A 14,646-nucleotide genomic window follows, 5' to 3' on the forward strand; every position below is an offset into this window, starting at 1 on the left:
CTGTCTAAATTCAATTTAGATAGCTTTTTTTATGCTTCATCTTCATGTTCTAAGTTCTCATTAAATGCTGAAGGTAAAAGGGTAGGAATAAATTTAATCATAAGCGGGAGTAATAAACTGCCACCCGGAAGTAAAAAAATCGTTAGTGACGGAATCGTTTTACAGATGTCCAGCAATTGTTTTTTTATTTTTTTCTTCTCTTTTTCGTTTAGATCCCTGCGGGTAGAATAAGCCAAAAGAACCATTAATTCCTTGCTTTCAATGATTTCCTTCAGTAGTCTATTTTTATTTCGGGTAATAAGTTTAATGACACTATTTGTGGTTTGGTCGTAAAAATGTTTTACCGGATTCGAATAATTAAAATACGGAATTTCTTTTTTGTGTTGGGCAATAAATCCGTCAGTGCTGATAATGCTTTGAGAGACAAATTCATTTTCAATCGCCAAGCTTTGAGATAGTTTGTGCAAAAAGTAAGCTTCGTTATTTTCGATAACACCATCGCTCCACAACGCCATTCCTGCAATATCAATCAGGTATTTTTTCTCCAATTCGGCATTGAAGTAATCTAAATCCAAATTTTCCAAGGTAATATTTTCCTTTTTGGAAAACTTGCTGTATCGGATAGAAGCTTCAAATAATTTAATTAACAAATCGTCGTATTGAGATTTGTTTGTTTTTATTTTTAAAGCCAGAGTCACGATATTGACAATGGTTTCTTCAATTCTTTTAAAATATTTTTCGGGAATTTTTCCATGAATCAAATATTGGCGAAAAGCCAAAACATCAATAAAAAGCAGCGCATTGGTAACCAAATGAGAAAAGTTTTTATTGATTATACTTTCATTTGTCTGCACGCGTTGCCCGATTATTTCTTCTAAGGTTAAAGAAGTATTGCTTTTGGATAATATTTTTTTGAATAGGCTGAAACCTTCCGGATGCATTTCTCGATAGAAAGCATAGGCTTTTTCAATAAATAGTGAAGGCTTTTTTTCTTTATTTGTTAATGAAAAAATACCGTATAATGCATTTAATAAGGCAATTTTGGAAATTTCTTCTTTGAACCAGCCTTTGGTTTTTATTTCAAAAGGGGTATCAAAAGAAATGATATGACCGTAGATAAAACCGGTATCTCTTAGTTTTTGGTAATATAGGTCTTCCGTTTCAGAAACAGGGTGTTCTGAGAACTTTAGTTTTGTAAAGAATTTATCTATCCAACCAGATGCCGAAGGGTTAATCATTGCTTAGTTTTGATTTTGCAAAGCTATGTTTTTTTATTTAGCAAAGGTTAAGTCTTAGATTTATAAAACGAGTTCTTTGTCAATTTTTGTGAAATTTTGATTTTTCTTTTCCTCAGAATTAAGTTTTGGGAATCAGTCCCTTGATTTTTTATTTAGTTGGCAAAGATTAACGATTGTGGTAATTCTATTGCTTCTCGTTTCGGGTCTTTTGGCTTGATTGAGCCAATATAAATATCCTTTTCGGTACGAAGGGCTAAAGTTTTTGTAGTTTTCAAAAGCAATATTGTTTTGTTCGAATGCCTGAGCCAAATCTTCTGGAAGTATTAAATCTTCAACAGCATCTAATGAATTCCAAGAGCCATTTTGTTTGGCAATTTCAATTTTTGCCAAGCCACTTTCGTGCATTAGATTTTCGGCGATAAGTTTTTCGATATAAGTTTTGTTGAGTTTGCTCCAGACACTTTTGTTTTTTCTAGGAGAAAAAGTCTGTTTTCGACTATGTTCGTCAATATTTTTGACGGTAGAATCAATCCATCCGTAGCAAATCGCCACCTGTACGGCTTCTTCCCAACGCATACTTTCAAAAGGACTACCTACTTTATAGAAAATCAAATAAACACCAGTTGACAAGTGATGGTTCTCGTGAAGCCATTCTCGCCAATCTGATGCGTTTTTGAAATAGAGATGTTCTTTTTCTTTTTTCAAAAGATTTTCCATATTATTTTTCATGAATGTCCGTAAATTGTGCCAGAATATTTTTGCCACAGATTAAAAAGATTATCACAGATTTTATAGCAACTATCAAAAAATCTGTGATAATCTTTTTAATCTGTGGCTAATTTAAACTGTTTGGTATTAGTTATGGATAGTCCAGTCCTGTTATTTTATTATTGCAGAACAAGCTACTCTTGCTCCAGCATTTCCGGCAGGTTGTGATACAAAATCATCGGCACCTTGATGAACTATAAGTCCTTTGCCCATAATGTCTTTTGTAGCATCTCCGCAACCAATACACCATTGATCTGTAGTCAAAGTGATGGTTCCGTTTCCTTTTGCATCAGCGGTAAAATTGCCAATATCTCCTTTGTGGTATTCACCTTCGCCCCATTTTCCGTGTTTTTTGAAAGTTGGGTTCCAGTGTCCTCCGGCAGAACTTCCATCGGCAGCAGAACAATCTGATTTTTCATGAATGTGGATAGCGTGAATTCCAGGTTGCAATCCGGCAATTTTTGCAACAAAAGTCACTTTGCCGTTTTTTTCTGTAAAAGAGGCTGTTCCTGTTACTTTGCTATTACTTTTGGCTTCAAAAGTAAGGTCTAGTTTTTTTGAATCGCTTGATTTGTTGCTGGATTTGCAGCCAATGATTAAGGCGACAATTACCGCGGTAGAAAAGATTATTTTTTTCATGGTTTAAAAAAAGATTAATTGGGACATAAAATTAGTTATAAAAAAGGGGAATAATCAATTTCTCTAAAATCTATTTTGACTTTTCTCCCACAAAATGGTTTGTTGGCGACTTAAACAATATGTTGAATGAAGTTAAGCTGCCATAAATACGGGTGATGTATTGCTGTAATTCTATTTTTTCAATTTCTTCTATTTTGCTGCTGTTAATTTTTTGTTCCATTACACGCAGGCGGTCACGAACCATTATGATTTTATGGAAAAAAGTGTCAATTGGAATTTCTTTGGATGCCAATCCAGGCTGACCTGGTTCCAAAATCAATTTTCCACCTTTCCATTTATCACCAATTGGTACAATTTCGGATACATCCGACCATTTTTTCAGAAGGTCTCGTAAGGTTTGTTCCACTTCAGAAAAACTTACAGTATCTACTTCGTCCACAGTAGCTTCAATTACTTTAAACTCGTCGTTTAATGGAATGGTTTCCAGACCATTTTCTATAAACGTTACCCAATATTCTTTGGAAGATACATTGGTTATTACTCCTTTTCCATATTCTGGGTGTTCAATTCTGGAACCTATTCCTAATAGTGTCATATCGTTTTTTCTTTTTTACCAAAAATAACCATACCTTTCATAAAAAGCAAATTTGAAATCAGGGCAAACTTATGAGTTGTTTTTACCGCAGATTCGCAAATTTCTCTAAAAATTTTGATCACAAATCTGTCGCTTTCAGCGGAATTTTGGCAAATTAGTTTTTTCAAAATTACAAAATTCAAGTTTGTAAGTAATAAATCTGCGAATTTGCGGTTATTTTAAAAACTTATGAGTTTGCTTTAATTTGAAATGTGAAGCTCCTTTTTTCTTATTAATTTTTCTTATTTTTACATTATATGATTTTTAAATTGCTGTACATGAATAAAATAACGTTATTAGTAGTTTTTGTTTGTATGAGTTTTGCATCCTGTGGGACATCCAAAACTGCTACAAAAGAATTTTCACTAGAAGGGTCTTGGGAATTAAATTATATAACGGGGCCTAAGATAGCTTTTGATGGCTTGTTTCCTGAAAAAAAACCAACAATTTCATTTAATTTAAAAGACAATAAGATAGTTGGGCACAATAGTTGTAACAAATATTTTGGAACTTTGATTACGGATGGTGCCAAAATTAATTTTGCAGCTGCCAAAATAGGAATGACTATGATGGCATGTAATGGAAATGGTGATTCAGTTTACATGGAAGCTCTCAATAAAATTGAATCCTATACAATTACAGATAATGGCAATACCTTAAATCTTTTGATAGGTAAGGTCGTTATGATGCGATTTACGCACCAAAAATAATTTTTTTTGATCATCCGTTTTTATAAAATTAAGATATCATGAAAACAGTTGTATTATCTCTTTTTCTTTCTTTTTCTATGCTAATGGGTTTTGCTCAGGAAAAAACCAAAAAGCAAATAAAAGAAGAACAAAATTTGGCAAAACAAAAAAAAATGGAAGCCCTAATTGAAGCCAAAAATTATGAATTTGTTGCAGATTGGGCTTATCCGCAAGGTGGCAGAAGCATTAATATGACTTCTAATCCAAATTATTTTCGAATTAAAAAAGATTCTGTTCACAGTGAAATGCCTTTTTTCGGGAGAGCCTATAGCGGAGTTGCTTATAGTAGTAACGGCGGAGGTTTGGACTTCAAAGGTGAAATGAGAAATTACATTCTTGAAAAAAACAAGAAAGATTTCACTATCAAAACAGAGGTAAAAGGACAATCGGATAATTATTCTATTATTTTGATAATCTATTTTGACGGAGGAGCTTCATTAAGTATCAATTCCAACAATAGGGCTTCAATTAATTATAGAGGAAATGTTGCTGAAATTAAAACGAAATAATGCCTCAGAATCTGCGTTGTATATTCTGTGGCTTTTGATTTAAAATATTACATATAAGGGACAAATAATACAGGGTTTGGTCTCTGGTAAAACTAATTATAAGATTAGTCGAAAAGTAAATAACTGATATGATAAAATATTTGATTGCTTTTTTTATAGTTTTATTTGGAAACCAAACTTTTGTACAAGCCCAATCCAATGTTGATGGAAACAATCCTTGTCTGCCCAAGACAGTTTTTGAATTGTTCAAAAAGAAAGATTCTATTTTGATTGTAAAGCCCGTTAAAAACAACTTTTTGCTTGTGATTCCCATAATTGGGGTAAATCCGGCAACAGGATTCAGTTATGGCGCGACGGCCCAATATACTTTTAAGGGCAAAGAGCTTACCGATAAATATTCTTCTGCAAACCTCGGAGTGACTTTAACTACTCAAAAGCAATTATTGATTAATGTCAAAAACAATATTTTGCTTAAAAATAACAGAATATATCTTAGAGGAGATTATCGGCTGTATATTTTTACACAGCCCAATTACGGCCTCGGAACTAATATTATACCAACAAATAGGGAGAACCCTGATTTTAGTATCGAATCTATTGAAGAGCCGATGGATTATAACTATTTCAAATTTCATCAGTCTGCTTCATGGGAAATTAGAAATAATTTTTACGTAGGAGGCGGTGTGGAAATTGATTGGTATTCAACGATTAATGATAAAAATCTTGATATACAAAACGGAATATTCACACATCATTACAACTACAGCAAGCAAAACGGGTTTAATGAAAATGAATATTTTGTAAACGGGTTGAGTGTGAATTTTATATATGATTCGAGAGATAATCAGATTAATACACGAAAAGGCTGGTTTGCAAATATTAATTACAGATTTAACGGAGATTTATTTAATGACCAAAGAGCCAGTAATGTACTGAATACAGAGGTTAGATATTTTCTTCCTATGGATCCAAGGAGGGAACAATTTGTTCTCGGATTCTGGGCATTGGGGCAGTTTGTTACCAAAGGTGTTGTGCCTTATCTGAATCTGCCAGCCATTGGTTGGGATCAACGGAGCCGAAGCGGGGAGGGCTATACCCAAGGTTTGTTTCGGGGAAATAATTTGGCTTATATGCAGGCCGAATTAAGATTTCCTATAACTTGTAACCAGCTTCTTAGCGGTACCGTTTTCACAAATTTTATAACAACAAGCAATAATGATGACCATGTACATCTTTTTCAATATGTCCAGCCCGCAGTTGGGGTAGGGCTAAGATTGTTAATAGACAAAGCAACTCGAACAAACCTTGTTTTTGATTATGCGGTAGGAAACCATTCAAAAGGTTTTTATCTTAATGCGGGAGAAACTTTCTAAACTCTTTTAGTCGTTGATAAATAACAGTTTAATTTGGTTTTTTCATGATATTTTGAGGAAATAAACTTATATTTGAGATAATTAACTAAATAAAAAACGGAAAACATGAAAAAAATATTTTTGTTATTTGCTGTAGCAATCACATCTGTAACATTTGCCCAATCAGATTTGAAAGATGATATTGATGTTGTACAATCTGTTTATGGAAAATCCAAATCAGAATTGGTAAATCAATATATGGGATTATCTGGTTCTCAGGCTGCTGAATTCAAAACAATCTATGCTGCCTACGAATCCGAAAGAAAAAAACTGGGGGAGGAAAAGGTACATTTGATAAATTTATATGCCACAGATTATGCTGCTTTGACAGATGAAAAAGCAGATGTTATAGTCAAAGGGATTATGAAAAATAATGCAGCTTATGATAAATTATACAGTTCTTATTATGGAAGATTAAAGAAAGCAATCGGGGGAATTAATGCTGCAAAATTTATTCAACTCGAAATTTATTTGCAAACAGAAATTAGAAGTACATTACAAAATGCAATTCCTTTTGTAGGAGAATTGGAAATGACAAAATTGAAGCAGTAAATTTGATTTCAATAATAAGTTTAAAGAGCATAATCTTAGGGTTGTGCTCTTTTTTTTAACCAAGATTTATTGTTTTTTTTACCCTTTTTACAATAAATAGAATATTCTTTCGATTTTAACTAATGAAAAGTTCTTCTGTCATAAAAAATGTTAATTTAAGTTTTATTATCTTAGAAAAATAAGTTAAATTTGTTAAAGTACTTCCTGATTTTCAATGTAATTTTAAAAAAATAAACCATGAAAATTTTCTCAACCCCGGCTAAAATTGTTTTCATTTTTCTATTCGCCTTATCGATTTTTTCTGTTAATGTTTTTTCGCAAACTGCACCAAGAGATTTTAAGAATTCGATTAAATTTAATGTGTCAAATACGTTACTTTATGATAATTCAATTCAATTTTCATACGAAAGAATGATTAAGGAAAATCAAAGTTTGAATGTTTTTGCAGGATATCAGGAATTCCCATTAATAACGCTTAATGTTACCAATGTTGATTTTTCGAAAGATAGTAATAGAAAAGGTTATTCGGTAGGTGCCGATTATCGTTTTTATTTGGGAAGTATCAATAAATTCAAAGGGCCGCGAGGAGTTTATTTGGCTCCATTTTTAAGTTTTTTTCAATTTGATACAGATAGAAATTTGTCTTATAGAAATCCAAATAATGGAGTTGTGAGCACTTCTAATCTTTCTTCAAAATTTAATTTAACCAATATTGGAGGGGAATTAGGGTATCAATTTGTTTTGTGGGATAGATTTGTTATCGATTGTGTTTTGTTTGGACCATCAATAACCAGATATAAATTTAACACAAAACTGGACAATAATATTCCTGGTCTTGATGACAATGAATTGTATCAAAAAGTTATTGAAGCAATAAAAGACAGATTCCCAGGAGTTGAAGGAATAACAGGTGATGAAGGAGTCGAAAAAAAAGGCGTTCAATCTATTACTGCTGTTGGATTTAGATACAATATCAGTATTGGTTACAGATTTTAAAATTGGATAAGAAATGCTAAGAACCTCATTTTATTTGAGGTTTTTTAGTTTTTTGATAAGGATATTAATTTTTCAATGACTTTGTCAAAAAATGTTTTTACATGTATTATTGAAAGTGTTTTTAATTTCTTTGTAAAATTCAGTATATGATTGTTCAAGACTTTATTTGTGGAAAGAAAAATTGGTTTTTTTTAGCTTTTTTTTTGTTTGTTTTCAATAAGTCATTTTCTCAGGATCTTGAACCTCGCGCTTATGCCAATATGCCCAAAGGAGGCAATGTAATAGTTGCCAGCTATGGTTACATGAAAGGAGATGTGGTAACAGAACCCAATTTACCTGTTGAAGATTTCCTTATTAAGAGTAATAATTTTGCCGCAGGATATATGCACACTTTTGGATTGGCTGATAAATTGGCCAGAGTTCAGGTTGTTCTTCCTTATGTTTTAATGGATGGAGAAGCTAAAGTAAATGGTGCAAAAATAACAGGAAACAGAACGGGTTTTGGGGATATGCGCATCAGGTTGGGAGTCAATTTATTGGGATCTCCGGCTTTGGGTATAAAGGAATTTAGACAATATCAGCAAAAAACAATTTTTGGGGTAAGTTTAGTTACTTCGATTCCCACAGGTCTTTATTATTCTGATAAAAGGGTAAATATAGGAACCAACCGTTGGGGATTTAAACCAGAGGTAGGGATTTCCAAACGGTTTGAACATGTTTATGCAGAGTTGTATTCCGGAGTCTGGTTTTATACTAAAAATGATGAGTTCCTTGGAAATCAGGAATTAAATCAAGAACCAGTCGTTGCTTTTCAGGGGCATGCCTGTTATTATTTCAAAAACCAAATGTGGCTTGGTATTAATGCCAACTGGTTTAGCGGTGGGAAAACCACGGTTGATGATTTACCTGCAGGAAGTGTTATCAATGCTTCCAGAATTGGGGCAACCTGGTCTGTACCATTATCCAGAAGTCAGTCTGTTAAATTGCAGTTCAATACAGGGATGTTTAAGAGCATTGGCTTGAACTATGATTCGGTTATGCTTACTTATCAATATGTATTTTTTTGAGTGGTGTTTTTTTTCTTTCGAATTATCAATAAATAGGTTAATGAATTATTCAAATTTTATAAAAATAAAAAAGGTATCAGTTATTGTAACAATAGCTTGCCTTTTCTATGAAGTTGGATTTTCTCAAAATACTGATGGGGTCAGACTAGTAAAATTGGACGAAGTCATACAATTGGGAATTCAGAACAATAATCAGCTTAAAATGGCCAATACAGATGTTGCAACGGCCAATGAAAATTTAAGCCAATCCCATATAGCCAAAGCACCTGTAATAGGTTTGAATATGGCTTATAATTATATTGGCAATCCTAAAGTTTTTGAAGGGTTTTATGAAAAAAACACGACCATTGATTATTATCATCATCAAGGTTCGGCAGGTATTTTCGGTTCCATGCCTTTGTATTATGGAGGAGCAATCAATAATCAAATTGAAAAACAACAACTGATTGTTAATATGCAGGAATCAGTCGCCAAAATGACCGAAGCCGAGATAAAACAAACTATTACAACGCAATTTTTTACCCTCGAAAAATTATACAAACAAATAGAAGTTACAAAGCAAAATATACTCAATACCGATTTGCGTATTAAACAATTGCAATCTAGGGTTGCCAATGGTCAGAATCTTAAAAGTGATTTGTTACGAACAGAATTACAAAAGTCGAATTTTGAAGTGGCTGTTTTTCGTAGTTCCAATTCTATTGAATTAATCAGTAATTATCTGGATATATTGACCGGATTGCCAACCAATACCAAACTGAAACCTGTTTTGGATGGAATTTTGATTCCAAAAGCAGAGGTGAGTCTCGAGGAAAGTTTGGCGGATGCCTATGAAAACCGATACGAAATTAAAAGATCGGAAATCAATGTAAAAATTGCCGAATCGTCTTTGGACATAACCCGAAGCGGATTTAAACCGTATATCAATGCTAATTTGCTTTTTAATACACAATATCCGGCTCAATGGCCAAACTATACTGATAATATTCTGAATTATTGGGCTGCTGGAGTATCACTTGGATGGGATATTTCTAGTTTTTATAATTTAAAACACAGAACCAATGCAGACCAACTACAAATTGATAAAAGTAATATTGCGCTTGAAGCAACCAAAGATGTAATTAATCAGGATGTAAAAGCGGCGTATGTTCGTTTTATGGAAAGTGTTAGAAATATTACAACTTTTAAAAAAGACGTTGATTTGGCGTTGAGCAATTATAAAATTGTAAAAAGCCGTTATGATAATGATTTTGCCCTAATCAGTGATATCGTTGATGCAGAATTGCAGTTGAACGAAGCCAAAATTTCATTGAATAATGCCAATATAGAAGCCATTATTCAATATTATTCTTTACAGTATGCTATGGGTAAACTTTAAAATTATTTTATGAGCGAAGCGAATACATCCAGCGAAGTTGCCGTAAAAAGCGAGAAAATGAGAAACACGATATTGACTGTTTTATCTTTTGTTTTCATCATAGGTGGGGGCATTTGGATATTAAGTTTGTTTTTTGATTTTCATCGGTATGAAACAACCAATAATGCCCAGGTAGAATCCTATATCAACAGCATAACTGCCAGGGCAACAGGGCACGTGTCAGTCATTAATTTTGATTCTCATCAGTTTATTCATAAAGGAGATACGCTGGTTGTTCTTGAAGATGAGGAATACAAAATAAAAGTTAGACAAGCCGAAGCCGATTTGGCTGTCGCCGAAGGAAACCTCCATTCATTGGAACAATCTGTGATTACGGCTATTTCAAACGAAGCTGCTTCCAAGGATAAATTGTCAGGTGATATGGCCGACCTTGAAAAAGCCCAAAAAGATTATGAACGTTTCAGAAATATGTACGCCGATTCTGCCGTAACACGAAACCAATACGATCAGGTGGTTTCGAAGCTGCAATCTACCAAAGCGTATCTCAATGCGGGTGAAAAAGAATTAATGGCGAGCCGATCGGTTACAAAACAAAGCCACACAAATCTTGAGGCTTCAAATGCAACTGTTGCTAGAAAAAAAGCCGATTTGGAAAATGCTTTATTGCAACTGTCTTACACCTACATCATTGCTCAGGCCGATGGTTATGTGGGCGAAAGAACCATATCAGTTGGTGAATTGATAAACGCCAATCAAGTAATTGCAACAATGGTTTTGAACCAAAAACTTTGGGTAAATGCCAATTTTAAAGAAACTCAAATTGAGAAAATTAAATTGGGACAAGAAGCTACTATTGTAATTGATGCGCTCGATGGAAAGGAATTCAAAGGAAAAGTAGTAGGTTTTTCACCGGCAACAGGAGCCAAATTCTCTATGGTAGAACCAGATAATTCCACAGGGAATTTCGTGAAAATCACACAACGTATTCCAGTGAAAATTGACTTTGAAGCGTCTGGAAAAGAATTGGCTGAAGTAAAACCCGGAATGAATGTCACTGTTGAAATCAATAAATGAGTTTGAATTGGCTCAGAGATTTAACCGCAAAGTGCACAAGGAATACCGCAAAGTTCGCAAAGCTTTGCGTTCATAGCGTTCACTTTGCGAACCTTGCGGTTAAGTAGTTACTGTAAAAAATAAATAAAAATGGCTTTAATCAAAAAAGGAAGTGTGTTTACCCTCGTAGGACTTTATCTCCTTACAATTCCTTTTTTTAACGCTCTGAATGTTACCTCTTATGACAATTCGCAGATATTAGGACATTTTGGAGCGTCTACAACCGAGTTTACCTATTCGACCTATATTCCATTTTTTGCAATGTTGGGTTTTTTGCCTTTGGGCTTGAAAATCGGGAAACAAATTCCGATGCGAACAATGATTTTGTCAGTTAGTTTTTTGTCCATCATTTTTAATACAGCATCCCTATTTGCAGAAACTATAGTGTGGTTTACCATCTGGCGATCACTATTGGCTATTTTGTCAATCATCGGAATTTTTGCAACCATAATTCCAATCCTTTTAAAATACAATCCCACTTTTAATATGCCTATTTTGTACGGGATTGTTCAGTTTATTCTTCAGGGAAGTAAGCAATTGTATCAATATTTTGGAACACAAATGACTAGCGTACACAATTGGACATTTGGAATTTATTTTCTGAATGTCAATTTTTTGTTGGCAATACTCTTGGCCTGGATTTTTTATAGAAAAGATGTAGCTCCAATGAAATCTACTTTTCAGTTTGATTGGCGAGGTTGGATTATTTTACTGATTTTTTTGATGGTGATTCTTTTTCTTTGTGCCGAGGGACAAACCCGCAATTGGCTTTCCGACCCAAAAGTTGCTTTGGCAACCGCTTTTCTGTTGCTTATTATTGGTGGATATTTGTTGCATGTTCGATTCAGCGACAATCCCTTAATAAATCCTGATGTGTACAAGTACAAAAACGTTGTTTTGGGTTCGTTTCTCTTTTTTTACACCGGAATGATGAACGGCACCGGAAGCGTTGTGACTGGATTTATGACAAATATTTTGGGGTTTGACAGTATTTATGTAGCCAGAACGCATTTGGCTATCCTGATAGGGCTTTTTATAGCGATTCCATTATCGACTTATCTTTTGTTCAAGCGAATTTATTTGGCTACACTTTGGATAACTGGTTTTGCCTGTTATGGAATGTATCACATCATTCTCTATTTCAGGTTTTATCCCGAAATAGATTCCAGTGATTTTTTTGGTCCATTTATTTTCAAAGGGCTTGCAATTGGTTTTTTGTATCCCGCTGCCTCACTTTATATTTCAGAAAAAGTTCCAAAACCTTTGGGCGATTCCCGAATGATGAGCGGTGTGATTTCGCGTGCTGTTTTTGCGTCGTTATTGGGAGGGGCAATTTTGGGAACTTTTATTTCTAATATTAATGTGCAGCATAAAACTGGTCTTAGCCAACAATTATCAGAAGTAAATTCGATGGCCAAAGAACAATTGGATAAAAACAAAAAACTATTTATGCTAAAGGGATTATCGGCTTGGGAAGCACAAAAAAAAGCTGAAAAGAGCCTTTCAAATGAAACATCAAAATCGGCAATGATGCTTGCCTACAAAGATATTTATCTGGTAATGGCAGCGCTGTGTTTTTTTCCGATTTTGATCCTCCTGTTGTTCCGGTTAGGACGTAGACCAATAGGAAGTGTAGAAGTAGAGCCAATACCGTTTTAGAAAGTTTCTAAGTTTCTAAGAATCTTGGCATCTAAATAAAAAAAACTTAGCATCTTAGAAACTCAGCATCTTAGCATCTAAAAAATAAAAACTATGATAAAACAGAAAAAATATCTTTTTTTAAATCATTTATGGGACAAAGAAAGTGGTCTTAGCGGAATGCTGGTCTTGCTTTTTATTATGCATTTTATTCTGATTCCGATATTTGGGAGCTATTCTTCCTTTATGGTTATCATCAATGTTTTTTGGATGTTGTTTCTGATTGCCGGTATTATTTCCTTATCCAAATCCAGAAAACATACCCTTCTGTTCATAATCATTCTATTATTGTTTGTCCTTTTCAGATGGCTTTCTGTTTTCATACAGACTCCATTTGTTCATTTGGGAGATATCGTTTTTACGGTTCTTACCTTTGCATTATTAATCTATCTGGTATTACTCAAAGTTTTTGAACCGGGACCAATCACCGAGTATAGAGTAATAGGTTCGATAGTGGTGTACATGATTTTGGCCAATTTATGGTCTGTCATTTATTTGTTCATTTACGAACACATTCCGGGTGCGTTTCAGATTACTTTACCACCTTTTGAAAGCAATACATTGCAGGCTAATTTTTTGTATTTTAGTTATATAACAATTACCACGACGGGTTATGGAGACATTTTTCCATTGCATCCTGCTGCGAGAGCCTTAGTGCAAATAGAAGCAATAATTGGGGTTTTGTATCCCGTGATCCTTATTGGCCGTTTGGTTTCGGATGCCAATGAAAATAAATCAAAAAAGAAACAAGAACAATCAACAGATATTAACTAATCTTTAAACCAATTCTTATGGAAAATTCAAACCCATACAAAAGCAAACAACTTTTCGAAGTCATTTTACAATTAGGCCTTGTTTTCCTTATTTTGGGCTTCTGTATAAAACTTTTATTGCCATTTATGATGCCAATTCTTTGGGCAATCATATTGGCAATTGTGCTATATCCCGGCTATGATTTTCTGCAAAAGAAATTAGGAGGACGCAAAAGCCTTGCTTCATTCATAATCACTGCAGTTATATTGATAATCATCATTTCGCCCACAGTGATATTTGTAAACTCGGTGACATCTAGCATTACTGAGATAAAAACGGGTGTAGAGAACGGTACTTTGAAAGTGGCAACACCGGGACAAAACATCAAAGATTGGCCTGTGATAGGTGATAAAGCCTACGATTTTCTTTATACACTTTCCACCGATTTGAAGGCGGGAGTACTTGAATACAAAGAACAAATTGCGGCTTTGTCCAAAAAATTATTGGGTAGCGTTCTTAGTTCCACCGCGGCTTTATTGCAGGTAATACTTTCGGTGATTATTGCGGGTGTACTAATGGTTTCGGTGAGTGCACAAAATTTAGCGACTAATTTCATTAAGAGAATTGCAGGTAATTCCGGAGATGAATTTCTAGAAATTACTGTATCAACGGTATTTCAGGTTGTAAAAGGAATTTTGGGTGTGGCAATCATCCAAACACTGATTCAGGCTGTTGGACTTTTTGGAGCCGGAATTCCATTTGCAGGAGTACTAACAGTCATTTGTTTAATGCTTTCCATCATTCAGGTAGGACCAATTATAATTAATATAGGGGTTATTGCCTATCTTTTTTCACTAGATAATACCACTGCAGCAATAGGATGGACAATCTTTTTTATTCTAAGCGGATTATCAGACAACGTTTTAAAACCTTTATTGTTAGGAAAAGGTGCTATGGTTCCTATGTTGGTCATCTTTTTGGGAGTGATCGGCGGATTCATGATGTCGGGATTTGTTGGTTTGTTTGTAGGACCAATCGTATTCTCTATTGGTTATAAATTATTTGCCGCCTGGATGGATGACAAACCCGAAAATCAAGCAGTTCAAGTAGATTCTCAAGAATAATTTACGTCATTAGTTA

At 34.1% G+C, this 14,646-nt stretch carries 15 protein-coding genes; 11 read left to right on the top strand and 4 right to left on the bottom strand.

The window, feature by feature from the left end; genetic code table 11:
* Positions 1 to 29 precede the first annotated feature (29 nt).
* The 4 genes from EM308_RS10140 to EM308_RS10155 all read right to left on the bottom strand — a co-directional run bounded on the left by EM308_RS10140 (position 30) and on the right by EM308_RS10155 (position 3,240).
* A complete protein-coding gene (locus tag EM308_RS10140; protein ID WP_035640126.1) occupies positions 30 to 1,238 on the bottom strand; it encodes an LETM1-related biofilm-associated protein in 1,209 nt (402 codons plus the stop codon).
* Between the two features lie 132 nt (positions 1,239 to 1,370).
* Positions 1,371 to 1,967 (bottom strand): YdeI/OmpD-associated family protein, encoded by a 597-nt coding sequence (locus EM308_RS10145; RefSeq protein ID WP_231560040.1) that lies wholly within the window; start codon positions 1,965 to 1,967, stop codon positions 1,371 to 1,373.
* 150 nt (positions 1,968 to 2,117) lie between these two features.
* Positions 2,118 to 2,645: a superoxide dismutase family protein gene (locus EM308_RS10150; protein ID WP_035640125.1), complete on the bottom strand. Its 528-nt coding sequence runs from the start codon at positions 2,643 to 2,645 to the stop codon at positions 2,118 to 2,120.
* A gap of 70 nt (positions 2,646 to 2,715) precedes the next feature.
* Complete coding sequence (locus EM308_RS10155; RefSeq protein ID WP_035640123.1) at positions 2,716 to 3,240, bottom strand: hypothetical protein; 525 nt, start codon at positions 3,238 to 3,240, stop codon at positions 2,716 to 2,718.
* Positions 3,241 to 3,557: 317 nt separating this feature from the next.
* Here EM308_RS10155 and EM308_RS10165 point away from each other — a divergent pair, with 317 nt between their 5' ends.
* The 11 genes from EM308_RS10165 to EM308_RS10215 all read left to right on the top strand — a co-directional run bounded on the left by EM308_RS10165 (position 3,558) and on the right by EM308_RS10215 (position 14,630).
* A complete protein-coding gene (locus EM308_RS10165; protein ID WP_035640189.1) occupies positions 3,558 to 3,989 on the top strand; it encodes an META domain-containing protein in 432 nt (143 codons plus the stop codon).
* Between the two features lie 38 nt (positions 3,990 to 4,027).
* Positions 4,028 to 4,537: a DUF4251 domain-containing protein gene (locus tag EM308_RS10170; RefSeq protein ID WP_035640120.1), complete on the top strand. Its 510-nt coding sequence runs from the start codon at positions 4,028 to 4,030 to the stop codon at positions 4,535 to 4,537.
* A gap of 128 nt (positions 4,538 to 4,665) precedes the next feature.
* Entirely contained in the window at positions 4,666 to 5,910 is a 1,245-nt protein-coding gene (locus tag EM308_RS10175; protein ID WP_051877888.1) for a BamA/TamA family outer membrane protein, read from the top strand.
* 105 nt (positions 5,911 to 6,015) lie between these two features.
* Positions 6,016 to 6,501, top strand: coding sequence for a hypothetical protein (locus EM308_RS10180; protein ID WP_035640117.1), 486 nt, complete (start codon positions 6,016 to 6,018; stop codon positions 6,499 to 6,501).
* A 237-nt stretch (positions 6,502 to 6,738) separates the two neighbouring features.
* Positions 6,739 to 7,497 (top strand): hypothetical protein, encoded by a 759-nt coding sequence (locus EM308_RS10185; RefSeq protein ID WP_035640115.1) that lies wholly within the window; start codon positions 6,739 to 6,741, stop codon positions 7,495 to 7,497.
* 146 nt (positions 7,498 to 7,643) lie between these two features.
* Positions 7,644 to 8,564, top strand: a complete 921-nt coding sequence (locus EM308_RS10190; RefSeq protein WP_035640114.1) for a transporter — start codon at positions 7,644 to 7,646, stop codon at positions 8,562 to 8,564.
* Between the two features lie 40 nt (positions 8,565 to 8,604).
* A complete protein-coding gene (locus EM308_RS10195; RefSeq protein WP_035640113.1) occupies positions 8,605 to 9,942 on the top strand; it encodes a TolC family protein in 1,338 nt (445 codons plus the stop codon).
* A gap of 9 nt (positions 9,943 to 9,951) precedes the next feature.
* Entirely contained in the window at positions 9,952 to 11,016 is a 1,065-nt protein-coding gene (locus EM308_RS10200) for an HlyD family secretion protein (protein ID WP_035640112.1), read from the top strand.
* Positions 11,017 to 11,145: 129 nt separating this feature from the next.
* A complete protein-coding gene (locus tag EM308_RS10205) occupies positions 11,146 to 12,714 on the top strand; it encodes an efflux MFS transporter permease (protein ID WP_035640111.1) in 1,569 nt (522 codons plus the stop codon).
* 93 nt (positions 12,715 to 12,807) lie between these two features.
* Entirely contained in the window at positions 12,808 to 13,527 is a 720-nt protein-coding gene (locus EM308_RS10210; RefSeq protein ID WP_051877887.1) for a potassium channel family protein, read from the top strand.
* A gap of 17 nt (positions 13,528 to 13,544) precedes the next feature.
* On the top strand, positions 13,545 to 14,630 hold the full coding sequence (locus EM308_RS10215) for an AI-2E family transporter (protein WP_051877886.1): 1,086 nt from the start codon (positions 13,545 to 13,547) through the stop codon (positions 14,628 to 14,630).
* Positions 14,631 to 14,646: the final 16 nt, after the last annotated feature.

Source organism: Flavobacterium gilvum (assembly GCF_001761465.1).
Taxonomy (GTDB): Bacteria; Bacteroidota; Bacteroidia; order Flavobacteriales; family Flavobacteriaceae; genus Flavobacterium; species Flavobacterium gilvum.

What these genes read in the sequence shown, in the direction of transcription:
- EM308_RS10140 (WP_035640126.1), bottom strand. Translation starts at nt 1,238, where the DNA reads ATGATTAACCCTTCGGCATCTGGTTGGATAGATAAATTCTTTACAAAA.
- EM308_RS10145 (WP_231560040.1), bottom strand. Translation starts at nt 1,967, where the DNA reads ATGAAAAATAATATGGAAAATCTTTTGAAAAAAGAAAAAGAACATCTC.
- EM308_RS10150 (WP_035640125.1), bottom strand. Translation starts at nt 2,645, where the DNA reads ATGAAAAAAATAATCTTTTCTACCGCGGTAATTGTCGCCTTAATCATT.
- EM308_RS10155 (WP_035640123.1), bottom strand. Translation starts at nt 3,240, where the DNA reads ATGACACTATTAGGAATAGGTTCCAGAATTGAACACCCAGAATATGGA.
- EM308_RS10165 (WP_035640189.1), top strand. Translation starts at nt 3,558, where the DNA reads ATGAATAAAATAACGTTATTAGTAGTTTTTGTTTGTATGAGTTTTGCA.
- EM308_RS10170 (WP_035640120.1), top strand. Translation starts at nt 4,028, where the DNA reads ATGAAAACAGTTGTATTATCTCTTTTTCTTTCTTTTTCTATGCTAATG.
- EM308_RS10175 (WP_051877888.1), top strand. Translation starts at nt 4,666, where the DNA reads ATGATAAAATATTTGATTGCTTTTTTTATAGTTTTATTTGGAAACCAA.
- EM308_RS10180 (WP_035640117.1), top strand. Translation starts at nt 6,016, where the DNA reads ATGAAAAAAATATTTTTGTTATTTGCTGTAGCAATCACATCTGTAACA.
- EM308_RS10185 (WP_035640115.1), top strand. Translation starts at nt 6,739, where the DNA reads ATGAAAATTTTCTCAACCCCGGCTAAAATTGTTTTCATTTTTCTATTC.
- EM308_RS10190 (WP_035640114.1), top strand. Translation starts at nt 7,644, where the DNA reads ATGATTGTTCAAGACTTTATTTGTGGAAAGAAAAATTGGTTTTTTTTA.
- EM308_RS10195 (WP_035640113.1), top strand. Translation starts at nt 8,605, where the DNA reads ATGAATTATTCAAATTTTATAAAAATAAAAAAGGTATCAGTTATTGTA.
- EM308_RS10200 (WP_035640112.1), top strand. Translation starts at nt 9,952, where the DNA reads ATGAGCGAAGCGAATACATCCAGCGAAGTTGCCGTAAAAAGCGAGAAA.
- EM308_RS10205 (WP_035640111.1), top strand. Translation starts at nt 11,146, where the DNA reads ATGGCTTTAATCAAAAAAGGAAGTGTGTTTACCCTCGTAGGACTTTAT.
- EM308_RS10210 (WP_051877887.1), top strand. Translation starts at nt 12,808, where the DNA reads ATGATAAAACAGAAAAAATATCTTTTTTTAAATCATTTATGGGACAAA.
- EM308_RS10215 (WP_051877886.1), top strand. Translation starts at nt 13,545, where the DNA reads ATGGAAAATTCAAACCCATACAAAAGCAAACAACTTTTCGAAGTCATT.